The organism is Coprococcus sp. AM11-30B (assembly GCF_027674365.1).
In the GTDB taxonomy this organism is placed as follows: Bacteria; Bacillota; Clostridia; order Lachnospirales; family Lachnospiraceae; genus Allocoprococcus; species Allocoprococcus comes.
Genome location: NZ_JAQDVB010000007.1, coordinates 36,929 through 61,556 on the forward strand (window position 1 = coordinate 36,929; position 24,628 = coordinate 61,556).

23 protein-coding genes are annotated in these 24,628 nt (G+C 42.4%); 18 read left to right on the forward strand and 5 right to left on the reverse strand.

Translation table 11 applies throughout. The annotated features are described in order from the left end of the window. Positions 1–95 precede the first annotated feature (95 nt). Together PGU50_RS06075 and PGU50_RS06080 are read left to right on the forward strand one after the other, a co-directional pair. Entirely contained in the window at positions 96–1,094 is a 999-nt protein-coding gene (locus tag PGU50_RS06075; RefSeq protein WP_270246435.1) for a DUF4367 domain-containing protein, read from the forward strand. A gap of 58 nt (positions 1,095–1,152) precedes the next feature. Further along, a complete protein-coding gene (locus PGU50_RS06080) occupies positions 1,153–1,623 on the forward strand; it encodes a DUF6147 family protein (protein ID WP_270246436.1) in 471 nt (156 codons plus the stop codon). 454 nt (positions 1,624–2,077) lie between these two features. Here the strand turns inward: PGU50_RS06080 and PGU50_RS06085 are convergent, their stop codons facing one another. Next, a complete protein-coding gene (locus PGU50_RS06085) occupies positions 2,078–2,329 on the reverse strand; it encodes a TIGR03905 family TSCPD domain-containing protein (protein WP_055261919.1) in 252 nt (83 codons plus the stop codon). A 190-nt stretch (positions 2,330–2,519) separates the two neighbouring features. On the opposite strand from PGU50_RS06085, the gene PGU50_RS06090 reads away from it, so the two are divergent. From PGU50_RS06090 to PGU50_RS06130, 9 genes are all read left to right on the forward strand, one after another. Then, positions 2,520–3,212 (forward strand): 5'-methylthioadenosine/adenosylhomocysteine nucleosidase, encoded by a 693-nt coding sequence (locus PGU50_RS06090; protein WP_270246437.1) that lies wholly within the window; start codon positions 2,520–2,522, stop codon positions 3,210–3,212. 138 nt (positions 3,213–3,350) lie between these two features. Then, positions 3,351–4,256 carry a hypothetical protein gene (locus PGU50_RS06095; RefSeq protein WP_270246438.1) on the forward strand — a complete coding sequence of 302 codons (906 nt, stop codon included), beginning with the start codon at positions 3,351–3,353 and terminating at the stop codon, positions 4,254–4,256. 271 nt (positions 4,257–4,527) lie between these two features. Then, on the forward strand, positions 4,528–5,649 hold the full coding sequence (locus PGU50_RS06100) for an ABC transporter ATP-binding protein (protein WP_270246439.1): 1,122 nt from the start codon (positions 4,528–4,530) through the stop codon (positions 5,647–5,649). Then, complete coding sequence (locus PGU50_RS06105) at positions 5,633–6,499, forward strand: ABC transporter permease (RefSeq protein ID WP_270246440.1); 867 nt, start codon at positions 5,633–5,635, stop codon at positions 6,497–6,499. The genes PGU50_RS06100 and PGU50_RS06105 overlap by 17 nt, the downstream gene beginning before the upstream one ends. Before the next feature lie 12 nt (positions 6,500–6,511). Next, positions 6,512–7,966, forward strand: coding sequence for a Gldg family protein (locus PGU50_RS06110; protein ID WP_270246441.1), 1,455 nt, complete (start codon positions 6,512–6,514; stop codon positions 7,964–7,966). Positions 7,967–7,984: 18 nt separating this feature from the next. Continuing rightward, a complete protein-coding gene (locus PGU50_RS06115) occupies positions 7,985–8,926 on the forward strand; it encodes a DUF4340 domain-containing protein (RefSeq protein ID WP_270246442.1) in 942 nt (313 codons plus the stop codon). Positions 8,927–9,367: 441 nt separating this feature from the next. Continuing rightward, entirely contained in the window at positions 9,368–10,669 is a 1,302-nt protein-coding gene (locus tag PGU50_RS06120) for an ABC transporter substrate-binding protein (RefSeq protein ID WP_173688807.1), read from the forward strand. Between the two features lie 60 nt (positions 10,670–10,729). Continuing rightward, positions 10,730–11,644 carry a carbohydrate ABC transporter permease gene (locus PGU50_RS06125; RefSeq protein ID WP_270246443.1) on the forward strand — a complete coding sequence of 305 codons (915 nt, stop codon included), beginning with the start codon at positions 10,730–10,732 and terminating at the stop codon, positions 11,642–11,644. A 14-nt stretch (positions 11,645–11,658) separates the two neighbouring features. After that, positions 11,659–12,489: a carbohydrate ABC transporter permease gene (locus tag PGU50_RS06130; RefSeq protein ID WP_270246444.1), complete on the forward strand. Its 831-nt coding sequence runs from the start codon at positions 11,659–11,661 to the stop codon at positions 12,487–12,489. Here the strand turns inward: PGU50_RS06130 and PGU50_RS06135 are convergent. Both PGU50_RS06135 and PGU50_RS06140 read right to left on the reverse strand, forming a co-directional pair. Continuing rightward, complete coding sequence (locus tag PGU50_RS06135) at positions 12,484–13,356, reverse strand: AraC family transcriptional regulator (RefSeq protein WP_270246445.1); 873 nt, start codon at positions 13,354–13,356, stop codon at positions 12,484–12,486. The two genes, PGU50_RS06130 and PGU50_RS06135, sit on opposite strands and share 6 nt — an antisense overlap. A 4-nt stretch (positions 13,357–13,360) precedes the next feature. Further along, positions 13,361–14,236, reverse strand: a complete 876-nt coding sequence (locus PGU50_RS06140; protein ID WP_270246446.1) for an AraC family transcriptional regulator — start codon at positions 14,234–14,236, stop codon at positions 13,361–13,363. 102 nt (positions 14,237–14,338) lie between these two features. Here PGU50_RS06140 and PGU50_RS06145 point away from each other — a divergent pair, with 102 nt between their 5' ends. The 3 genes from PGU50_RS06145 to PGU50_RS06155 all read left to right on the forward strand — a co-directional run bounded on the left by PGU50_RS06145 (position 14,339) and on the right by PGU50_RS06155 (position 18,672). After that, positions 14,339–16,561 carry an alpha-galactosidase gene (locus PGU50_RS06145; RefSeq protein WP_270246447.1) on the forward strand — a complete coding sequence of 741 codons (2,223 nt, stop codon included), beginning with the start codon at positions 14,339–14,341 and terminating at the stop codon, positions 16,559–16,561. A 103-nt stretch (positions 16,562–16,664) separates the two neighbouring features. Next, positions 16,665–18,080 carry an aminotransferase class I/II-fold pyridoxal phosphate-dependent enzyme gene (locus PGU50_RS06150; protein WP_270246448.1) on the forward strand — a complete coding sequence of 472 codons (1,416 nt, stop codon included), beginning with the start codon at positions 16,665–16,667 and terminating at the stop codon, positions 18,078–18,080. After that, positions 18,073–18,672, forward strand: coding sequence for a guanylate kinase (locus PGU50_RS06155; protein WP_270246449.1), 600 nt, complete (start codon positions 18,073–18,075; stop codon positions 18,670–18,672). The genes PGU50_RS06150 and PGU50_RS06155 overlap by 8 nt, the downstream gene beginning before the upstream one ends. 327 nt (positions 18,673–18,999) lie before the next feature. Here PGU50_RS06155 and PGU50_RS06160 read toward each other — a convergent pair whose 3' ends face one another. Beyond that, positions 19,000–19,926: a SufB/SufD family protein gene (locus PGU50_RS06160; RefSeq protein WP_270246450.1), complete on the reverse strand. Its 927-nt coding sequence runs from the start codon at positions 19,924–19,926 to the stop codon at positions 19,000–19,002. Between the two features lie 17 nt (positions 19,927–19,943). Next, complete coding sequence (locus PGU50_RS06165) at positions 19,944–20,669, reverse strand: ABC transporter ATP-binding protein (RefSeq protein ID WP_022220430.1); 726 nt, start codon at positions 20,667–20,669, stop codon at positions 19,944–19,946. A 334-nt stretch (positions 20,670–21,003) separates the two neighbouring features. Here PGU50_RS06165 and holB point away from each other — a divergent pair, with 334 nt between their 5' ends. Genes holB through rsmI form a run of 4 tightly spaced genes read left to right on the forward strand, consistent with a single transcriptional unit; the run spans position 21,004 to position 24,495 of the window. Continuing rightward, positions 21,004–21,993, forward strand: a complete 990-nt coding sequence (holB, locus tag PGU50_RS06170; protein ID WP_117558721.1) for a DNA polymerase III subunit delta' — start codon at positions 21,004–21,006, stop codon at positions 21,991–21,993. A 3-nt stretch (positions 21,994–21,996) separates the two neighbouring features. Then, complete coding sequence (locus PGU50_RS06175) at positions 21,997–22,908, forward strand: PSP1 domain-containing protein (RefSeq protein WP_117558723.1); 912 nt, start codon at positions 21,997–21,999, stop codon at positions 22,906–22,908. Next, positions 22,898–23,653 carry a tRNA1(Val) (adenine(37)-N6)-methyltransferase gene (locus PGU50_RS06180; RefSeq protein WP_117558725.1) on the forward strand — a complete coding sequence of 252 codons (756 nt, stop codon included), beginning with the start codon at positions 22,898–22,900 and terminating at the stop codon, positions 23,651–23,653. Before PGU50_RS06175 ends, PGU50_RS06180 begins: the two co-directional genes overlap by 11 nt. A 2-nt stretch (positions 23,654–23,655) precedes the next feature. Then, positions 23,656–24,495, forward strand: a complete 840-nt coding sequence (gene rsmI / locus PGU50_RS06185; RefSeq protein ID WP_118218430.1) for a 16S rRNA (cytidine(1402)-2'-O)-methyltransferase — start codon at positions 23,656–23,658, stop codon at positions 24,493–24,495. The last annotated feature ends 133 nt before the right edge of the window (positions 24,496–24,628 follow it).

Genomic DNA, 24,628 nt, shown 5'->3' on the forward strand with positions numbered 1-24,628 from the left:
CAGGCAGAGAGACTGCCCTGATATCATAATATTAAACAGGTGAAGGAAAAAGGTCAAGTTAAAGGGAAAAGAAATCCAAAAGAATGAGGTTTAAAATGGAAAAACATGAAGATAATCTGGATAAGCTTTTAAAAGCTGAACTGGAAAAAGAAGCCGGGGAAATCATGGAAGAAGTGGACTCGGACGAATCACTGCAGGACATTTCCTTTCCGGAAGACCTGGATGAAAAGATGTGGAGTAAAATCCAAGAATATGAAGAACAGCAGAAAGCATATGAAAAACTGTCAGATGCCGACAAGGAGGCAATCCGTCTCGGACGAGAGGTTCAGGCACTTCGCGGCGGGGAAGATACGAAGGATCGTCTTAAGAAAGATGTGGAAAGTGACAGTTATATAGATAATGTTGTGCCAATTGAGCATGGGAAACATGAAACAGATAATAAAGCAAGTGACGACGGTACGAACGGAGAGACCGAGAAGGAAGCCGGGAAGAAGAAAGTTAAGAAGAGAAAACGGCACTGGAAGGCATATGGAATCGTGGCGATCGTGGCTGTGTTTGCTATGATGTGGAGTATGGTGAGTATTGGTGGGACGCCGTTCTTTGGGAAACTGTGGACGCAGACTATCGGAGATAGGAAGATGACACAGGTAGATACGGAGAGAGAGGATGGGGATAAAAATAAAACGGATGATCATGATGAAGCAAAAGTATATGAAGAAATAAAACAAAAGTTTGGCGTTGATGTTGTTAGATTAAAAAGAAATTCAGATGGAATGATGTTGGTACAGAGTGATATTGATGAATCGTTGAAAAGAGTTTGCTTAATTTACAGTAATGAAGAAACTATAATAGAATATCAAATGGTTTTCAATTATAAGGAACAATCGCATGGGTATGATGTAGAAGATAAGAAAATTAAAGAAGAGCAAATAGAAGTAGATGGGAATAAAATTGATATTATTCAGTATGAATTATCAGATGGAAGTGAGGAAAACATTGCGCAGTTTAAGTATGAAGATGTTTTTTATATTTTAAATACAACTATGAAAGAAGAGAAATTTAAAAAAATTTTAAAAAATTTATTTTTTTTCTAAAAATGGCGTGAGTTTTTTCTCTCTCGATTGTTAATATAGTGTAGAGAGGAGGCGAAAGGTGAAAAAAAGCAAAATTTTGTCACTGATTATGACAATGATTATGGTTTGTACATTGTTTATCAGTACGCAAGGAGTTGCAAAGGCATCAGATGTACCGGAATGTGTTGATGGTTCTTATCTAACCAATGAAGATTCTTCAGAGGTAACAGTGGGATCGATGAGTAGAGGCGTGTATTTAAAAAGTGGCTCATCAACAATTACAAAAGCTGGACCTGGTAAGATTGCGGCAGGAGGAAACACGGTAGGGCAGAAAGTTGTTTCCAAAATTACAGTGGATGTAACAGTAGAAAGATATGTAAATGGAAAATGGGGTTATTATACTTCATGGATTGAAACAAATTATAATTCCGTTTATGTAGGTACAAGTAAAACTTTATCTGTACCAACTGGATATTATTATCGAGTGTACTGTGTACATTACGCAAATTCAGATGTAAGCGATTCATTCACCAACGGCATTTACATCTAAAAAACACAAACCAACAACATCCCAACCCCTTACCCACTCTAACCTACCCCGCACCACCAAACCAAAAATATTTTTTATAAAATATTCATACGACTATCAACCGGTGCGGCAGTTAGCGAAAGTAAGGACGAGGGAACAATATGAGGGAGGGAGATGGGAAGATTCCTTTTAACACCTGTCTGAATTGCAGGTTGATAAAGTTCAACATCTCCGGTCTTGCAGACTGACAAGAGGGCGAACAGAACTGTAAAGACCACAACTAATAAACGTATTTTCTGATTGGACAGAAAGCATATGACCAAATAATACAACCCGGTCGTGAAGTATGTGAGTATGGAACATCAGAGCAAGCAAGAAGCCTAACTAATGTTAAACTGAATTAGACCAAAACAAGCAGGTCGGGATAATTCCTGACCTGCTTGTTTTGACGCAAAATTGCGAAAAAATTATTTGATTACTGGTTATTGTTTAAATATTCTTTTAAAGCAAGTGAAAGCTGATCCGGGCAGGATGTTGCTTTGTATCCGCATTTGATACCTTCGATACGTGAAATTGCTTCGTGAATATCCATTCCTTCAACGAGGCGTCCGATGCCCTGTAAGTTACCGTTACATCCGCCTGTGAACTCAACATTATGAATACGTCCAGCTTCATCTACTTCTAAGTGAATATTCTTAGAACAGACGCCGTGTGGTGTAAATTCCATGAGTATAGTCCTCCTTTATATTTATACTATTATTGTGTCTTATCAAATTGCCTCAATGATTATAACACAGCCTTATAAGAAAATGCTAGTGCATATTATAAGAAATCTGATATAATAGCTATTGTAATTTTGAAGGGAAATCTATAGATATAGATAAAAACAATATGTAGGAAAAACGGAGGATTTTCAAATGATAGGAATTATCGGAGCAATGGATGAAGAGGTGGCAATCTTAAAGAAATCGATGGAAGTTCAGGATACGATGGAACGTGCCGGAATGACTTTTGTCAAAGGTATTATGAGTGGCAAGGAAGTTGTAGTTGTAAGAAGTGGTATCGGAAAAGTCAACATGGGAATCTGTGCACAGATTCTGATTGACTGTTTTGGTGTGGATACGCTGATCAATACAGGTGTGGCAGGTTCTCTGGATGCAGATATCAACATTGGGGATATCGTGATTTCTACAGATGCAGTTCAGCACGACATGGATGTAAGTATGCTTGGCGATCCGGTAGGACAGATTCCGAGAATGGATACTTTTTCTTTCCCGGCAGATGAGAAGCTTGTGAAGCTGGCAGTGGAAGTAAACAAAGAAGTGAATCCGGACATTCAGACATTTACCGGAAGAGTGCTCAGCGGAGATCAGTTTATTTCCGGCAAGGAAAAGAAGGAATATCTGGTAAAGACATTTGATGGAAAGTGTGCGGAGATGGAAGGCGCAGCAATGGCGCAGACCGCATATCTGAATAAAGTTTCGTATGTCATTATTCGTGCAATTTCGGACAAAGCTGACAACAGTGCAACGATGGATTATCCGGAGTTTGTGAAGATGGCAATCACCCATTATGTAGGGCTTGTCAAAGGTCTTGTAGAAAGAATGTAATGCGTAAGGCAGCAAAGTAAAACAGAAAAGCAGCGTCATTTTCCAGACAGGATGTCGGATTGTGGCGAACGATTAGGGAATCCAAATTCGGAGGTTTACGGTATAATGACGGTAAATCTAAGAAGGAGGATTCTTTTTATGTTGGAAATGTTCGTGGTGAGAGAAACGGTATTTTTTCTGACGGGAGTGATGATCGGGATCGGCGCGATTGCAAGACTGATTACCGGGATTTCACTGAAAAAGCTGGTAAGAGCAGCAAGTAACATGAGTAAAAGCAATCATCCGCTGATGCGGCTTGTAAGGGCGAAATTTGAGCATGGGTGTATGGTGAGTGATAAAGTACAGAATGTTGGTGCATTTGTAGAGAAATATTTGTATGAATACCGGGTGCTTGGCGTGAGGCTGCATACCTGGAGGCAGTGGGCGAAGGGGAGCATCTGGCTCTGCCTTATCTTTGGAGCCACAGGAACAGCGCTTGCTTATGCAGCGGGGGAGAGGAAACAGGGACTTTACAGATATGGTATTTTGGGCGGTATGGGAGCTTTGGCGCTCTTTCTACTCCGGATGCTTGCGGATGATGCCTATCAGCTGGAGGCAGCGAAAACCTATATGGTAGATTTTCTGGAAAATACATATGCTCATCGTTATGAGAAGACCAATCAGAAAGAAATCCAGGTTACGGTTCAGAGAGCGGATGAGATTCCGGAGAAAATGGATGCAGAGGAAAATGAAGCGGCGCATTCTGGTCAGGTGCAAAGACCATTTTCAGAAGAAACCGTGCCAGCAAGCGCAGCTACGGTAAATGCGGTTTCTGCGAACGAAAAACGGTATACAGAAGATGGACAAATGCAGCAGACCGTGCAGACAGTAGCAAAAGTGGGACAGGCGAAAGCAAATCAGACTGATGAAATGCGGACGCAGCAGCCTGGAGCACGGATGGAAGATACAGCCGGTTCCAGATTTAAGCAGGAAGATACCGGCGAAAAGCTGGAGCCGACAAAAGAGGCAAGAATCCGGGAAATTCTGGAAGAATTCCTTGCCTGACTGGTGTGGATAATCGCGAGTTAAGTGAAATCTGCCCAGTATATAAAAAAGTCTTTTTTGGGTAAAAAATGATTTAAAAATATAAAATACCGATATGTGGAAAAGCTGATTCCAGATATCGGTATTTCTATTATTATCGGGCAGGTGGTACACTTTTGCAGTTCACAGTTTTAAAGAAAAAACACAGAATGAACACAGATTGCCCCCAGAAGTTTCACAAATCATCCGTATAATTGAAAAGCATGAAATTTTGTAGTCAGGAGGAACAACATTGATTGAGGTAAAAAATCTTGTAAAGAAATACGGCTCACATCTGGCTGTAGATCATTTGAATTTTACTGTAGATACCGGGCAGATCTATGGATTTCTGGGACCGAACGGTGCCGGAAAGTCCACAACGATGAATATTATGACCGGCTATCTTGGCGCCACAGAAGGTGAAGTGCTGATCAACGGGCACAATATACTGGAGGAACCGGAGGCAGCAAAAAAATGTATTGGTTATCTGCCTGAGATGCCACCGCTTTACACGGATATGAAGGTGAATGAATACCTGAGGTTCGTAGCGGAATTGAAGAAGATCCCAAAAAAGGAACGGCAAGAGCAGATTGAGAAGGTCATGCTGATGGTGAAGATCATGGATGTACAGGACCGGCTGATCAAGAACCTGTCCAAAGGTTATAAGCAGAGAGTCGGACTTGCGCAAGCAATCCTTGGATTCCCGGAGATCATCATTCTGGATGAACCGACGGTCGGACTGGATCCGAAGCAGATCATTGAAATCCGTGAACTGATCCGCGAGCTGGCAAAAGAGCATACCGTGATCCTGAGCTCGCACATTCTGGCAGAGATCCAGGAAGTCTGTGATTATATTATGATTATTTCCAAAGGGAAACTGGTGGCAAGTGATACACCGGAGAATCTGGAAAAGCTTCTGACGAATCAGCAGACTGTGGAAATCCTGGCAAAGGGAAATGAAGATACGGTACGGAAAGTCATCGGCACAATCGGTAATGTGCAGAAGGCATCCGTGGAATACGGAAAAGAAGAAGGAACGGTAAAAGCGAGTCTGTTCCCGAAGGATGGAAAAGATATCAGGGAAACAGTATTTATGGCATTTGCACAGGAGGGCTGCCCGTTACTTATGTTGTATCACAGCCGCACGACGTTGGAGGATGTCTTCCTGGAGCTGACGCAGGGAAGCACACCTACAGCAGCAAAAGCGATGAAGGACGGTGAAAAGAAAGGCTGGATGGTAAAGCGGCGCAAGAAAAATGCGCAGGAAGAGGCAGAAGAGAACGAGCTGACTGAGATGGATGAAGAGCCGGAAGAAAATGCCGTTCCGACAAGTGAGGATGAAAAGGAGGATCTCGAAAATGACAGCAATTTATAAACGAGAATTAAAATCCTATTTTCAATCAATGACAGGCTATGTCCTGATCGCCTTCCTTGTGATCTTCACGGGAATCTATTTTATGGCGTACAACTTAAATTCGGGATATCCCTATTTTTCATATGTTCTGATGAATATCAACTACGTGTTGATCATCATTATCCCGATGCTTACCATGCGTTCCTTTGCGGAGGAACGGAAGAACAAGACAGACCAGCTTCTGCTTGCCGCACCGGTAAAATTATTTGATATTGTGATGGGGAAATACCTTGCGATGGTGACGGTATTTGCGGTACCGTGTCTGATTTTTTGCATTTTCCCAATTATCATTAAGAGCTTTGGAACGGCGTATCTGAAGGTGGATTATCTGTCGATCCTGATGTTCTTCCTGCTCGGATGCGTGTATCTGGCAATCGGAATGTTTCTTTCGTCACTCACAGAAAGCCAGATCATTGCGGCAGTAACAACCTTTGGCGTTTTGCTTCTGATCTATCTCTGGGGAGGACTGATCAATTTCTTCCCGACATCAGCTACAAGCGGCATGATCGGTATTGTGGTATTCGTTACCATTGCGGCGCTGATCATTTACCGGATGACGGGAAACTGGATGATCGCAGGAATTATCGAAGCGATCGGAGTTGTTGCGGTTGTGATCGTAAGCTTTGTAAAATCTTCATTATTTGAAAATATTTTGGTCAACATCATGAAGAAGCTGTATCTTGCAGATGTATTTGACAACGTAGCATATAACAAGCTTTTCGATGTGAGTGGGCTGATCCTGTATCTGAGTGTGGCAGGTGTATTTATCTTCTTGACCATGCAGTCCATTCAGAAAAGACGTTGGAGTTAGGAGGGAGAAGACATGGAAAAAATCAAAAAAATGTTCAGCAGCAAGTCTTCCCGGAACGGAACTTACAGCGTAGGGCTTGCAGTAATCGTGATTGCAATCGCGATCGTGATCAATCTGGTGGCAGGACAGCTTCCGGAAAAAGTAAGAAATATTGATATCAGCAGCAACAATCTGTACGATATCAGCAGTGTGTCCACAAAAATGCTGAAGAAGCTGGATAAAAAAGTAGATCTGAAAGTGATCGCAGAACAGGATTCTGTGGATACCAGGATTAAGACTTTTGTGAAAAAATATGCGGCGCTTTCCGGCAAAGTAAAAGTGGAATGGGTGGACAGCGTACTGCATCCGTCCATTCTTCAGAAATATAATACCGATGGGAATGTAATCGTTGTGTCCTGTGATGCAACCGGAAAGTCTACAACGATTTCATTTTCAGATATTATCCAGTCCGATTATTACTCTTATTATACGACCGGAAATGCCAGTGAAAGTTCTTTCGATGGAGAAGGACAGCTTACCAGTGCGATCAATTATGTAACCAGCGAGGAAACAAGCAAGATTTACCGAACCAGTGGTCACGGAGAATCGACATTTTCAAGTTCGGTAAGTGATCTGCTTACCAAGAATAATCTGGAGACGGAAGAAATCAACCTGAGTATGAGTCCGGAAATCCCGGATGACTGTGACCTGTTGTTCCTCTATGCACCGACATCGGATATTACAGATGATGAAAAGACAATTATTGAGAAATATCTGAGTGACGGCGGAAAGGTTTATCTGATCCTTGGAGATACGACTTCAGACACACCAAATCTGGACGGAATTATGTCGGATTATGGACTGAAAAAAGTCAGCGGTTATATTGCAGATACCCAGAGATGCTACCAGGGAAATTATTATGCAATCTTCCCACAGCTTTCTCTGAGTGGTGACCTGGGAAGCGGCATCAGCAATCAAATGGTACTTCTGCTGAATTCACCTGGTATGGAGAAAACAGATACGGATAATGATAATCTGACGGTTACTCCATTTATGCAGACATCAGACAGTGGATATGCAGTGACAGAAAATAACCAGACACAGGGACAGTATATCCTGGGAGCCGTTTCTACCAATGCGATTTCTGCGGATTCTTCAGATTCGGACAGCGAGGATGAAGACGATAAGAGTGATGCAACGGATACAGACACAAAGACAGCAAGACTTACGGTGCTTGCTTCTGCATCTATGATCAGCTCGGATATCACAGATCAGCTGACGACACTGGATAACCTGACTTTGTTTGTAAATTCAGTGACAGAGAATTTTGATAATGTAAACAATGTTGCGATTGAAGCGAAGAGTCTTTCGACTGAGACCAACACACCGATGCATGCAGGTGCATTCAGCATCCTTGTGATCTTTATTATTCCGCTTGCAATTCTGATCCTTGGAGTTGTGATCTGGATGAGAAGACGGAAAGCGTAAGAGGCAGGAGGAAAAAAGATGGAGAAAAAAACAAGGACAATAGGAATCCTTCTGCTCGTACTGCTTGTTCTGCTCATTACATTTTTCGGGCTGAAAAAATGGAATACATCTAAGTCAGAGGCAGAAGAGAAGAAAAAAGAAAATGCAGTGGTGCATATTTTTGAGACAGATTCGCTGGAGTCGATCGAGTATAAAGAAGCATCTGGGGAAGAAATGTCCTTTGTAAAAGAAGATGATACCTGGGAGTATGCGCCGGACACCACGATCGCACTGACGGAGAGCAGTATGCAAAATATGGAAGATGCATTTTCGGATATTCGGGCGGTAAAAGAGATCAAGAATCCGGATGGCCTTTCAGACTATGGATTTGATTCACCGGAATATAATCTTACGCTGACCGGAAAGGATGGCGAGGCACATAAATTTCTAATCGGGAATGCTTCCGGAGAAAATTATTATTTCATGGAAGATGGAACAGAAAAAGTGTACACGGTATCGACAGATCTGATTTCGGAAATGGTATGGCAGCTTGCAGATGTTGCTGAAAAGGACAGCTTTGTAACAGTTACATCTGATAACTTTGTAAAAGAGACTGTGACAAAACCGGGTGACGAGGTAAAAACCTACGAAGCGGACAATGAGGATCAGGAAGATACTGTCACAAGTATTATGACAGCACTTTCCGGATTCTATTTTACAGATTGTGCAGATTATCATGTGACGGACGCGACGCTTGGCAATTACGGGCTTGCGGAAGATCAGCGGACGAAGGTGGAGCTGACTTACAAGGATACGTCGGATGATGATAAGGAAAAGACAGTTACATTCTATGTGGGAAGCAAGGACGACAGTGCGACCTACTATTATGTACAGATGGACGGTTCACAAAGAGTAAGCCGGGTACTGATCGATACGGTAGAGAAGGCGCTTGGATGGAAAGTGGACAGTAGTGCAGAGTAAAAAGGCTGCGGGAAAATGAAATAACAAGCAAGAGGAACGATGTTTTTTGAATTATACCAAACGACATCGTTCCTTTTTATTACCCAGTAAATGTATTTGTTTGTGTAAAACAATTCGTAGCTGGATTACAGATTTTCTGTACATTGCAAAAAAAATGGACAGCTGTGAATCTATAGACAAAAAACGGGTAATTGTATAAAATAATGCAAAATAACAAGAAAAGATAGTTTTTTAACGATATAATTACACATATTAAACAGTCGAAATGCTTATTGACAGGTAAAAATGTAGCGAAAAAGGGGTTGATAGAAAAAAACAAGGACAAAAAGCAGTATACGGAAGACATGAAGACATTCCGACAGGAAGGGGAATACTATATAATTCAGATATGCATAAAACAGATGAATAATTATTCAGAACAATGTGCGAGGAGGAAAGAAAATGAATTGGAAAAAAGTTAGTGCGGTAATGTTAGTAGCAGTGATGACTGCGTCGTTAGCAGCATGCGGCGGTAGTGGAAGCAGTGACAAAAGCTCTGATACAAAAGAAGAGAGTCAGGATACAGGAAAAAGCCTTGTTGTTGCAATCTGGGACAGCAACCAGGAACCGGGACTTCGTGAAATCATGGATGATTTTACAGCAGAGACAGGAATTGATGTAGATATCCAGATTACTCCATGGAGAGATTACTGGACAATGCTTGAAGCAGCAGCAACAGGTGGATCTATGCCGGATGTATTTTGGATGCATTCCGATCAGATCGGTACATATGCAGAATATGATGATATTCTTATGAATCTTTCCGATAAGATTAAAGAAAGCGATAAAATTGATTTATCAAACTATCCGGAAGAACTGGTTAATATTTATCAGAATGCAGATGGAGACCAGCTTGCAGTACCGAAGGATGTAGATACCTGTGCAGTATGGTATAACAAGACCATGTTTGATGAAGCAGGAATTGATTATCCAACAGCAGACTGGACATGGGATGATTTCCGTGAAGTTGCTAAGAAACTTACTAAAGATGATGGAAGCCAGTATGGTGTTGCTATAGCACCGGCGAACTATCAGGAATCATGGTACAGCACAATTTACGCATACGGTGGAGAGGTTCTTACACCAGATAAGAAAAAATCAGGATTTGATGAACCAAAGACAATTGAAGCAATGGAAATGATTGAAAATATCATCAAAGATGGTTCAATGCCAGATTACACTGTACTTTCAGAAAATGATTCAACAGCACTTATGGAAGCTGGAACAGTAGCAATGACATTCCAGGGATCATGGAGTATTCCGGAACTTGCAGGAAATGATTATGTAAAAGAAAACTGTGATATTGCTCCTCTTCCGAATGGACCAGAAGGAACAAAATCTATTTACAATGGACTTGGCTGGGCAGCATCTGCAAACAGCGAAAATCCAGAAGGTGCATGGAAGCTGATTGAATATCTTGGATCAAAAGAAGCTCAGGAAAAACAGGCAAATCTTGGAGTTACAATGTCAGCATATGAAGGAACTTCAGATACTTGGGTAAATTCACAGCCAGGATTCAATATGCAGGCTTATCTTGATATGAGAGAAGATGCACAGGCATATCCGAGTTCAAAGAACACACAGGTATGGTTCCAGATGATGTTAGAGAAGATGGTAGACGGATTCAGCGGTGCAAAACCTATGAAAGATGTTTGCGAGGACGTTGCAGTTGAAATGAACAAATTCCTTGCAGAAGAACAATAGTAAATTTTTAATGGGGTATCTGAAATGGGTACCCCTTTTGAAATCTAAGGATGGTAAGAAATGAAGGTAAAAAAAGCAAAGAAAAAAATGACAAACAGGGAACGCTCGGAATTTCTTTGGGGCTGGCTATTTATCTTGCCAACGATGGCAGGGCTTATGATCTTAAATATCATTCCAATCTTCCAGACAATTTACCAGAGCTTTTTTAAGACAGGTTCATTCGGAAGAGGAAATATTTTTGTTGGACTCGAAAACTATAAGAGACTTTTTGCCGACACAGCAGTATGGCAGGCTCTTTTAAATACATTAAAATATGCGATAGTTGAAGTACCTTTTTCAATTATAATTGCAATTGTACTGGCAGTTATGTTGAACCAGAAAATGCGTGGACGTTCTGTCTACAGAATGATTTATTTCATGCCTATGGTATGTGCACCGGCAGCGGTTGCCATGGTGTGGAAATGGTTATATAACTCAGAATTTGGACTTTTAAATCATCTGTTAGAAGCCATAGGACTTCCGAAAGTCAACTGGGTATCAGATCCGAAAATAGCATTTATTTCACTTGCAATTGTTGGAATCTGGAGTGTTATCGGATATAACATGGTTCTGTTCCTTGCAGGACTTCAGGAAATTCCGAAAGATTATTATGAAGCGGCAGAAATTGATGGTGCAAATGCAGTAACACAGTTTTTCAAGATTACATTACCGCTTATTTCACCAACAATGTTTTTCGTTGTCATTACAAGAGTTATTGCTTCATTACAGGTATTTGATTCCATTTTTATGATGATTGGCAAGAACAATCCGGCTCTTCCAAAGACACAATCATTGGTATATCTGTTCTACAGATATGCATTTGTGGAAAATAACAAAGGATATGGATCTGCGATTATCGTATTACTTCTTTGCATTATTATGTTGATAACAGTATTCCAGATGAAGGCACAGAAGAAGTGGGTATATTATAACTAGAGTAGGTGAAGAAAATGAAAAAGATAGGAAATTGGCATAAATTAATAAAACATGTCTTTTTGATTATAGGTGCAGTAATCATGCTGGTTCCGTTTGCATGGATGATCCTGACTGCATTTAAAACAAAATCAGAAGCAACACAGATGAATCCGTTTATAATTTTCCCGTCACAGTGGAGAACACAGGCTTTTGCAAATGTTGTACGGAAAATGGATTTTATTAAACTGTATATCAATACATTGTTAATGATTTTTGGAAGAATTATTTGTGCAGTACTTACTGCAACAACTGCAGGATATGCGTTCGGACGATTAAAATTTAAAGGAAGAGATTTGTGCTTTTCACTGGTACTTTTCCAGATGATGGTTCCAGTTCAGATCTTTATTATTCCGCAGTACCTGATGGTATCAAAGCTGGGAATGCTGAATACAATTTTTTCATTGATTTTCCCAGGACTTGTAACTGCATTTGGTACTTTCCTTATGAGACAGGCATACATGGGACTGCCAAAAGATCTGGAGGAAGCTGCCAGACTGGATGGCTGTAATATTGGTCAGACATTTTTATATGTTATGATGCCACTGACGAAATCATCCATGGTAGCACTTGGAATTTTCACAGCATTATTCGGATATAAAGACTTAATGTGGCCATTGATCGCAAATACCAATCAGCAGTCTATGCCACTTGCAGCAGGGCTTGCAAAATTACAGGGACAGTTTTCTTCAAACTATCCGGAATTGATGGCGGGATCTTTGATTGCTTGTATTCCGATGCTTGTGCTTTATTTGCTGTTCCAGAGACAGTTTATTGAAGGAATTGCAACTTCAGGCGGTAAATTATAAGGATTTACCGCTGTGAAGTTTTTGATATTCGCTGGGACTGGTGTTGTAGACCCGGCGAAATGCTTTTGAAAATGTCTGAGAATCAGGATAACCGATCTGATGAGAAATGTCCTGAATTTCAAAATTTGTAGAAGTAAGAAGTTCCAGTGCCTTTTGCATCCGAAAAAGAATCAGATAATTCTGTGGCGACTGATTCAGGTGTGACTGGAATAAGGAACACAGGCGGGAACGGCTAATTCCAAGATAATTGGAAATATCCTGCACATGGATATTACAGTCATAATTGTCTGAGATAAATTCGAGTGCCTGATTAAAAAGTGCTTCATTTGTGTCTGCTTTAGACGCGGAAGAAAGTGTATTTTTTGCTGTATTTGAAGAAATCAGCAAAGACATCAGGTGAAACAGGAAGCTGAGCTGTCTGAGTTCACTGCCGGGAGCTGGTTTCCAGGTATTCAGTAACTGCTGGATCAGGATTGTAAATTGTTCTACAGGGATATAGCTGTCCCGGACCAGAGTATCCTGATCGAAACCGGTCTGTTTTAACCAAAGAGATGCTTTGGGACCGTAAACACTGACCCATGCATAGTGCCATGGATCTTCAGAATCTGCACTGTAATAAACTGGTGTATCAGGCGGGCAGAGAAAAAGCTGCCGCCGGGAGAGACGCCAGGTTTTTCCATTGGCCTGAAAGGTACCTTTTCCGTCTATGATAAAATGTAAATGGTATTGCGGACGTGGTTTGTCCCATGTATGTCCGGGTGGACACTTCTGAATTCCGCATGAAAAAAGAGACAGATCACTGCTTTGTGGATTAAGATGGGATAAGCAGTGGTAATCCGGATATTCTTCATAAATCGGTGTTAACATGATTTTAAAACTCTCCTTTTTCAAAATATAATTTACGATATTGTGCGGGCGTAACAGAAAAATTCTTTTTAAACGCTTTGGAAAAGGTCAGTGTATCCACATAACCAATTCTGGCAGCGATATCTGCGACAGAAAGACTGGTATCGCGCAGTAATTGTGTAGATTTTTCGAGACGATAAGAGATTAAATATTCCTGGGGAGAGGTGTTTAATTTTTTTTTAAACAGTGTATACAGCCAGGAACGGGTAATTCCGATATAGTCTACAATATCTGCGACACATATGTGATCGTAATTTTTCTTGATAAAACTTAAGGCAAGGTTGACATAATCTTCAGGAGAATGGACAGATGGCATATTAGTATCTATTGTAGATTGACTTATTGAAGTTAATATGGATAATATTTGGTATAAATAAGCAGTACGCTTGATGTCATTTGCAAGTGTATGTTCTCTGTCATGAAGTATTTTCTGAATAATCATATAAAATTCAGAGACTGGAATTGGCAGATTGCAAATAGGATGCTCTATGCTCAGCGGAGTTCCAGCCAGATACTGGGCAGCTTTTTTTCCAGCGAAACCAATCCATGTGTATTGGTAAGGATTATCCGGATCTGCATGGTAGTAAGTCGTTACCTGTGCAGGGACAAGAAAAGCCTGATTTGCATTAAGCTCATATTCAGTATCTTCGATTTGAAGATATCCATGTCCACCTGAAATGAAATGGATCACGTACTCATTTCGCCATACAGGACCAAATGAATGGGTTGGAGAACAATTCTCAAATCCACAATAAGTTAAATATAAATCTGTAGATTGATGACCGACGGCATACAGACAGTCATAATTTTTACTTCTTGGTTGGTTTTCCTGAGATGTCATATTTTTTCCTCCTAAGCTAGTAATATTTTAGCACGGACATAAGAAAAAGTCTATAAGGTCAACAACTGAGAGGATGAAAGAAAAAGGAGGAAGTGAAGAAATATGTCAATTATTTACAACGAAAAAACAAGAGAATTCCATCTCTATAATCAGGAGATCAGCTACATCATCAAGATCCTTGACAACGACCAGCCGGGGCAGCTCTACTATGGGAAACGCCTGACACACAGAGAGGATTTTGGACATCTTTTTGAATATGCGATGCGTGATATGTCACCGTATGCTTTCGAGGGAAATTCTACATTCTCACTGGAGAATATCAAGCAGGAGTATCCGACTTTCGGCTGCGGAGATATGCGTTTTCCGGCATATGAGATCGAGCGGGAGAATGGAAGCCATGTAGTCGAGTTTGTATATAAAGAGCATAAAATTTATAATGGCAAACCAAAGCTTGAAGGACTTCCGGCGACTTATGTAGAAAGTGATGATGAGGCGCAGACTCTGGAACTGGTTCTGGAGGATACAAGTATCAATACAAGAATTGTCCTTTTATATACGATCTATGAAGCATTTCCGGTGATCGCGAGAAGTGTACGTTTTGAATGTGATTCTGACGAAAAGATCACACTTCTTTCTGCAATGAGCGCCTGTGTGGATCTGCCGGACAAGGATTATGAGATGATCGATCTTGCCGGTGTGTGGGCGAGAGAGCGCCATGTGAGAAGACATAAGCTGGATTACGGTATCCAGAGTATTTACAGTATGCGCGGATGCAGCAGCTACCAGTTCAATCCGTTCCTTGCACTTGCGCGTGAAAATGCAGACGAGTTCCAGGGGCAGGTCTACGGTTTCAGCCTGGTTTACAGCGGAAATTTTCTTGCACAGACAGAGGTAGACAATTATGATACCGCCCGTGTGCTGATGGGAATCCATCCAAATGGATTTAAGTGGACACTTGGAAAAGGCGAATCCTTCCAGACACCGGAGATGGTAATGGTATATTCGGAAGCCGGACTTAACGGAATGAGCCAGACCTTTCACAAGCTGTACCGCACACGTCTGGCAAGGGGAACCTGGAGAGATAAGGTTCGCCCGATCCTGATCAACAGCTGGGAAGCATTTTATTTTGATTTTGATGCGCCAAAGCTTCTGGGACTTGCGGATGCGGCAGCAGATCTTGGAATGGAGCTTTTTGTATTGGATGATGGATGGTTTGGAAAGAGAGATGACAGTACTTCTTCCCTTGGCGACTGGTATCCGAATGAGGAAAAGCTGAAAGGAACGTTAAAGGAGCTGGCAGAAAAGATCAATGCCAAAGGTTTAAAATTCGGGCTCTGGATTGAACCGGAGATGACGAACAAAGACAGTGATCTGTACAGGGCGCATCCGGACTGGCTTCTTGCAGAACAGGGCAAGCGGATCTGCCACAGCCGGACACAGTATGTACTGGATTTTTCTAAGAAAGAGGTACGTGAATATATCGGGGACATGCTGGAAAATCTTCTTGCAGAAGTGCCGGTATCTTATATCAAATGGGATATGAACCGTACATTTTCAGAGGTGTTCTCCAATGGAAATGACAGAGAGTATCAGGGAAAGGTCTGCCACAAATATATCCTTGGTGTGTATGAACTGTATGAGCGCCTGACCAGCCGTTTTCCGCATGTATTGTTTGAATCCTGTGCAAGTGGTGGGGCAAGATTTGATCCGGGAATGCTTTACTACGCACCGCAGGGATGGACTTCGGATGATACTGACGCAATCGAACGTCTGAAAATCCAGTATGGAACTTCGATGGTTTATCCGGTAAGCTGCATGGGAAGCCATGTATCAGCTTCACCGAACCATCAGACAAACCGTGTGACACCGATCGAGACAAGAGCGGATGTGGCTTACTTCGGAACTTTTGGATATGAGCTTGACCTTTTAAAGCTTGGCGAGGAAGATAAGGCAGAAATCCGCCGTCAGATCGCATTTATGAAGGAGAAGAGAGATCTGATCCAGAAAGGAACTTTCTATCGACTGAAGAGTCCGTTTGAGGGAAATGAGACCGCATGGATGATCGTATCGGAGGATCAGAAGAAGGCGCTGGTCGGTTATTACCGGGTAATGCAGCCGGTCAATGTTGGATTTAAGAGACTGAAGCTGAAAGGGCTGAAAGAAGATACCTGTTATAAGGTCAGCGGATATGATTATGACTGCTATGGCGATGAGCTGATGCAAGTCGGAATGATCCTGTCCGATTCTGCGTCCGGTGTATGGAAGAAGGGCGTGAATGATAAGGGAGATTTCCAGGCGAAAGTGTTTGAGATTGTGGCTGTGTAAGCCGGAATATATGGGAAGGACGAAATGGGAGAACCGTTTCGTCCTCTTGCGTTTTCGGAAGAAAAATTATATGATGTTTCTAAAAGACTTAAAGAGGTTTAAAATGGAACGACTATACGATAAATTAAAAGCATATTCCGAGAGCGATTTTTACGCATTTCACATGCCAGGACATAAGAGAAACAAGGCACTTCTTGGAATTGAACTCCCATACGATCTGGATATCACGGAAATCGATGGTTTCGATGATCTGCATCACGCAGATGGTATTTTAAAAGAGGAGCAGGAAAGAGCCGCAAGGGTATTTGGGGCAGAGGAAAGTCATTTTCTGGTAAATGGAAGTACTGCCGGAATTTTAAGTGCAGTGATGGGATGTACGCACCGGGGAGATAAGATTCTGGTGGCACGCCATTGTCACAAATCCATTTACCATGCAATTTATATGAATGGTCTTGTACCGCGCTATGTGTATCCGGAATTTGATATTTCCATGCATATGAACGGGGAGATCAGCAAAGAAGATGTGGCAAAAGCACTTGCTGCAGAGCCGGATATCAAAGCCGTTGTGATCGTATCTCCAAATTATGATGGCGTGGTATCGGATGTGAAAGGAATTGCAGAAGTGGCACATTCGTATAGGATTCCACTGATCGTAGATGAAGCACATGGACCTCATTTCGGATTTCATCCGGCATTTCCGGGGCGCGCAAATGATCTGGGAGCAGATGTGGTGATCAATAGTCTGCACAAGACATTGCCGTCCCTTACCCAGACAGCGATCCTGCATATCAATGGGAAATTTGCAAATTGTAGAAGAATTAAGAAATATCTGGATATGCTGCAGAGCAGCAGTCCGTCGTATATTTTCATGGCAAGCCTGGATGCCTGTGTAGATTTCCTGGATGGAAAATGTGAGGAAGCATTTGAACTTTATGTAGAGAGGCTGCAAAAGTTCAGAGAAGAGCTGGAACCATTACAGCATTTACAGATTCTCCGTACAGAACATTATGATATTTCCAAAGTTGTGATTTCCACAGCAAATGCAAATATTACAAGCCCGGAGCTTGCGGAACGGCTGCGAAAAGAATATCATCTGGAAATGGAAATGACCGGAGGAACCTATGTACTTGCGATGACGACCGTGGCAGATACGCAGGAAGGACTGGACAGGTTAAAAGCTGCGTTACTGGAAATAGACGGTCAGCTGGAAGCAAAAACAGCCGTTTCCGGAAGCATAGAGATTTCCGGAGAGCTTCCTAGACTGGAGCAGTATTTTACACCGCAGGAGGCAGCAGACCGGGAAGAAGACGGAGAAGCAGAAGAGATTCCGTGGAAAGAAAGTGAAGGACACATTTCTCTGGAATACGCATATCTCTACCCACCGGGAAGCCCGGTTATCGTACCCGGAGAGCGGATCAGCCGGGAAGCAGTAGAACTTCTTCGTTATTATGAAACACAGAATCTCCAAATAGAAGGAATACAGACGGAAGGCAAGATAAAGGTGTGGAAACATGAGTAAAATATATTATCTGATGGGAAAAAGTTCAACGGGGAAAGACACAATCTACAAAGAACTGAGAAAAAGAATGCCACAGTTAAAAAATGTAACGATCTATACAACCCGTCCACGGCGTGAGGGAGAAAAAGAAGGCGAAGAATATTTCTTTACAGACGAAACTGAACTTGATAAGTTCAAAACAGAAGGTCGATTGATCGAAGAACGTGCTTACAATACAGTTTATGGTATCTGGCACTATTTCACCGCTGATGACGGACAGTTCGATTTTGAACAGAAAGATCAGGATTATCTCATGATCGGAACTCTTGAATCCTATGAAAAATTGAAAACCTATTTTGGAAACGAAAAAGTAGTTCCACTTTACATCGAGGTAGAAGACGGAGAGCGCTTAACCCGAGCCCTCGCCCGTGAGAAAACCCAGAAAGAACCCAAATACGCTGAAATGTGCCGCCGTTTTCTCGCCGATTCCAAAGATTTCTCCGAAGAAAACCTCGCCCACGCCGGAATCACAGAACGCTACGAAAACACAGACCTTGAAGACATCCTCGAAAAAATCTGTAAAAAAATACTAAAAAAGCAGAGTCAGCTATAAACCATACAAAACTCAACCATTCATAAATAACACCGATCTCAACACCCCAGTGAGACAGGTCCACCTGTTCAGATGAATCCTGCATTGAGAAATTCTTGAAACTTAAATAAGATTTTATAATGTAGTGGAGTTAAGACACAGAAAAAGACAAAAATTATCCTCTGGATCTGCGAATTTTGCACTATGGAACCGAGACTTAATCAATTGTGGAAGCCATTGCTGACACAATTGATGCTTTCAAAGGCTCGGTGGAATGGTTAGTGCAACTGAGCATAGCCAGAGGATAATTTTGTCTTTTTCGTCTCTTTTACTACTACACGTATGACTCTAATTCAAGAAGTTCTCAATAATCACCCCTTCTGCTTCCTCTTCCGTCATTCCAAGAGTCCGCAGCTTGATCAACTGTTCATCATTGATCCTTCCGATTGCAGCTTCGTGGATAATAGCCGCATCCACATGCTTCGCATTGATCTCAGGAATTGAACTTACTTCTGCATGATCCATGATAATAGAATCACACTGAACATGTGCATGGCAACGGTTCTTTCCGACAGCCCTCGGATGGAAGACCTGTCTGGATTCGCCTTTTGCGACCGAACGGGATACGATCTGCGCAGAGCTGCCTTCTCCGAGCAGTTCCACCATCATATTTGAAGTAGCTTCCTGTTTTCCATGTGTCATCAGTTTTTCAATGACATAAAGCTTGGAGCCGGCTTCCAGATGTACATTATTTTCACGAACCGTAGAATCGACTCCTTTGATCTGAGCAGTATCCAGTGTAAATACAGAATTTTCACCAAGATAAATTTCGGTAACAGGATTGAGTACACGGGTTCCGGTGCCTTCGCCCTCTCCATAATGCTTTTCTACATAGCGTACATTTGCATTTTTTTCCACATGGAAAGTATGAATACCATCATGGCGGCTTTCGTTACATCCGCTGTTGTGGATACCACATCCGGCAACGATGGTTACATTTGCACCTTCTGCTACATAAAAATCATTGTAAACAACGTCCGTCATTCCGCTTGCATCAACAACAACCGGAATATGAACTTCTTCGCCGTCTGTTTTTCCATCGATGAAAATATCGATTCCCGGCTTGTCCTGTTTTTTCTTGATTTTAATATGCTCACTGTCTCCGTGGCAGAGAGCGATTCCATTATGTCGTAAATTGAATGCACCGGACTGTGTAAAACCGGTGTCATCGATCTGTGCTAATACTTTTTCTGTAATTTTATCCAATAAAGTCATTGTATGCTCCTCCCCTGTTATCTACATTTCAGACAGCTGTAAGAATCGGCTGTCTTTCCTAATAATTGTGGAAGGATATCCGCAGTCTGTCCGATCGAAGCGATCTTTCCGCCTTCGATCACCATGATCCGGTCAGCCATCTGGATGATTCTCTCCTGATGAGAAATAAGAATAAGACTCTGTTTTTTCTCTTTGTGCATTTTTTCAAACTGTTCGATCAGCATAGAAAAACTCCAGAGATCGATTCCGGCCTCCGGTTCATCGAAAATACAGAGTTTGTGCGGCTTTGCGAGAACGGTTGCAATTTCCAGACGCTTCATTTCACCGCCGGATAAGGTTCCGTCTACTTCACGTTCAATGTATTCGTTGGCACAAAGTCCAACGGTACTTAAAAGTCTGCAACAGACATCTCTTGTCAGATCTTCTCCAGCCGCAAGTGATAAAAGCTTGCTTACCGTCATTCCTTTGAAGCGCGGTGGCTGCTGGAATGCGTAACCGATTCCGGCTTCTGCCCTGTGATTGATATCATAATCACTGATATCGGTTCCGTCTAAGATGATCTGTCCGGCACTTGCCTGATCAATCCCCATTAGCACTTTTGCAAGTGTGGATTTGCCACCGCCGTTCGGACCGGTGATCACCAACATTTCTCCGTCTTCTACGTTAAAACTGATATTTTCTACAATGCTGCGTTCTATTCCGTTTTCATTCACCTGGAATGTAAGATTTTTTACTTCCAGCATGAGTTCATCCCCTTTCTGTGTAAGAAACTTATATAAAGTTTGTCTGGTTAAAAAATTTATATTCATAAATTGTATGATGTAAGTATCAAAAGAATAAATTGCGTAACAATAGAGCAATCTGATTACATCATTGGATACAGAATCTTTATATATTTATGTCTATTATAAAACATATCGAAAAAGTTGTCATCTTTTATTATTGAAAAGCATACCTGCAAAGCTAAATTCGCAGAATTTTCAGAAATAATTCAGAAAGACCACAGGAATTTGCTCTAGGTATCTGCATAAATTTATGTTATACTAATGGAATAGTAAGAAAGAAGAGGGTGATAATATGTCAGGATTTAAAGATGTCGTAGGACATAGCGAGATCATTCAGTATATACAGAACGCGGTTACAGAAGATAAAGTATCACACGCTTATATTCTGAACGGCGAGAAGGGATCTGGAAAGAAGATGCTTGCAAGTCTTTTTGCACAGACTCTGCAGTGTGAAAAGGGCGGAACAGAACCGTGCTATGAGTGCCATTCGTGCAAGCAGGCAGTCAGCGGCAATCATCCGGATATTATCTGGGTAACGCATGAGAAGCCGAACAGCATCAGTGTAGATGATATCCGTGTCCAGATCAATGGGGATATTCAGGTGAAGCCTTATAATGGAAAATACAAGATCTACATTGTGCCGGATGCAGATATGATGACTGTACAGGCACAGAATGCTCTGCTGAAGACAATCGAAGAGCCACCTGCTTATGCGATAATTCTGCTTCTTACAGAGAATGCGAACAGTCTGCTCCCAACGATCTGCTCAAGATGCGTTATGCTGAAGCTCCGTAACATTAAGGATCAGCTTGTGAAAAGGTATCTGATGGAGCAGCTTCAGGTTCCTGATTACAAGGCAGACGTATGTACTGCATTTGCACAGGGCAATATTGGAAAAGCTGCTATGCTGGCAGGCTCTGAGCATTTTAATGAAATTAAAGATGAGGCAGTTCGTCTGCTGAAGAATATCGATACCATGGAACTCGGTGATCTGGTGGAAGCTGTGAAACGGATTTCCGCTTACAAGATTGAGATCACAGATTATCTGGACATCCTTATGATCTGGTATCGTGATGTTCTGATCTATAAAGCAACAATGAATATCGACAGACTGATTTTCGGTGAAGAGATCGACAGTATCAGGGAGCGTGCGAAAAAGAGCTCTTATGAAGGAATTGAGACAATTCTGGAAGCACTTGAGAAAGCAAAGGCGAGACTGCGCGCCAATGTCAACTTTGATCTTGTCATGGAACTTCTTCTGTTGACAATAAAGGAGAACTAGGGAATGACAAAAGTAATTGGAGTCCGTTTTCGGACTGCAGGAAAGATCTATTTTTTCTCACCGGGCAAATTTGAGGTGAAGCGTGGCGATCAGGTAATTGTAGAGACTGCGAGAGGAGTAGAATTCGGTAACGTTGTGATGGGACCGAAGGAAGTGAAGGATGAAGAGATCACCCAGCCTCTTAAGACAGTAATCCGCCTGGCGACAGAGGATGACCGCCGTGTAGAAGAAAAGAATCGCAAAAAAGAAAAAGAAGCATTTCAGATTTGTCTGGAAAAGATCCACAAGCATGAGCTGGAGATGAAGCTGATCGATGCAGAATATACCTTTGACAACAATAAAGTGCTGTTTTACTTTACCGCAGACGGGAGAATTGATTTTCGTGAACTGGTAAAGGATCTGGCAGCGGTATTCCGTACCAGGATTGAACTTCGCCAGATCGGTGTAAGAGACGAGACGAAGATCCGCGGAGGAATCGGGATCTGTGGACGAGAGCTTTGCTGCCACACCTATCTGTCTGAGTTTGCACCGGTTTCAATCAAGATGGCAAAAGAACAGAATCTGTCGCTGAACCCGACTAAGATTTCAGGTGTATGTGGCAGACTGATGTGTTGCCTGACAAATGAGGAAGAGACATACGAGGAACTCAACAATAATCTTCCGTCTGTAGGTGAGTCAGTGACAACTCCGGAAGGCCTGAAAGGTGAAGTACAGTCATTAAGCGTACTGCGTCAGCTTGTCAGGGTTATTGTAACTCTGGACAATGATGAGAAAGAAATCCGTGAATATCCGGCAGCTGACCTGAAGTTCAAACCGCGCCGCCGGAAAAAGGATGTGAAACTTTCCAAACAGGAAATGAAAGAGCTTGCAGCTCTGGAGAAAGGTGAAGGAGCGTCAAAGTTAGATGACAAATAATCTTAAGCCGGGAGAACGGCTCGATGATTTACAGATAAAAGGCTATGAGATCATCCAGAGCCCGGGGCGGTTCTGCTTCGGAATGGATGCAGTGCTTTTAAGTGCCTTTGCCAAAGTAAAAGCGGGAGAATGCGTTCTTGATCTTGGAACAGGAACGGGAATTCTCCCGATTCTTTTGGCCGCAAAGACAAAAGGGAAGCATTTTACAGGGCTGGAGATCCAGGAAGAGAGCGCAGATATGGCGCGCCGGAGCGTCCGGCACAACCAGCTTGAGGAGCAGATCGACATTGTGACGGGAGATATCAAAGAAGCGTCACAGATATTTGGACACGGTTCCATGGATGTGATCACAACGAATCCGCCGTATATGATCGGTGGGCATGGGCTTGCCAATCCGGAGAGTGCCAAGGCGATCGCAAGGCATGAAGTCCTTTGTACATTGGATGATATTATCCGGGAAAGTGCGCGGACTTTAAAAGCCGGAGGCAGATTTTACATGGTACACAGACCGTTCCGGCTTGCCGAGATCTTGACGGCAATGTGCGAGGCGAAGCTGGAGCCGAAGCGGATGCGCCTGGTGTATCCATATGTGGATAAGGAGCCAAACATGGTTTTGATCGAGGGAATCCGTGGCGCGAAATCGCGGATGACCGTGGAGCCGCCGCTGATCGTTTATGAGAAAGATGGCAGTTATACACGGGAAATCCTGGAACATTACGGAATGACAGGGACTGGAAAGGAGTAACTATGGCAGGAACATTATATTTGTGCGCAACGCCGATCGGCAATCTGGAGGATATGACGTTCCGGGTGATCCGGACGCTGAAAGAGGTTGACCTGATTGCAGCGGAAGATACCAGGAACAGTATTAAACTGCTGAACCATTTTGAGATCAAAACACCGATGACCAGTTATCATGAATATAATAAGATAGACAAAGGACATGCTCTGGTGGAGAAACTTCTTGCAGGGACAAATATTGCACTGATCACCGATGCCGGCACACCGGGAATCTCAGATCCGGGTGAGGAACTGGTGAAAATGTGCTATGAAGCCGGAATTACGGTCACTTCCCTTCCGGGAGCCGCTGCCTGTATTACGGCACTGACACTTTCCGGGCTTTCCACCAGAAGATTTGCATTTGAAGCATTTCTTCCAACGGACAAAAAGGAAAGACAGGCAGTCCTGGGTGAGCTTGTAGATGAGACAAGAACGATGATCGTTTACGAAGCACCGCACCGTCTGGTGAGAACCTTGAGAGAGCTTGGAGAAGTTCTAGGTGGGGACAGACATCTGACTGTGTGCCGGGAACTTACAAAAAAGCATGAGACTGTATTTCGCACCACATTTGCGGAAGCGGTTTCCTATTACGAGAGCAACGATCCGAAGGGGGAGTGTGTGCTTGTGATCGAGGGGAAGAGCCGGGAGAGCATTTTACAGGAGGAGCGCGCAAAATGGGAAGAAATGACGGTTCAGGAGCATATGGATTACTATATGAACCAGGGAATCGATAAGAAAGAAGCCATGAAAAAGGTGGCAAAAGACCGCGGAGTCGGAAAGAGGGACATTTATAAAGAACTGCTGTAAGGCTTTCGTCAATTTGTACACCTTCTTGAAAAATCTTTGTTCAACCCGGTCATAGACCGACGATGTAAAAAAAGATATACTTTATTTCAGAAACAAGAACAGCGACAGCGTGTGTAAGAATCGCACAAAGATT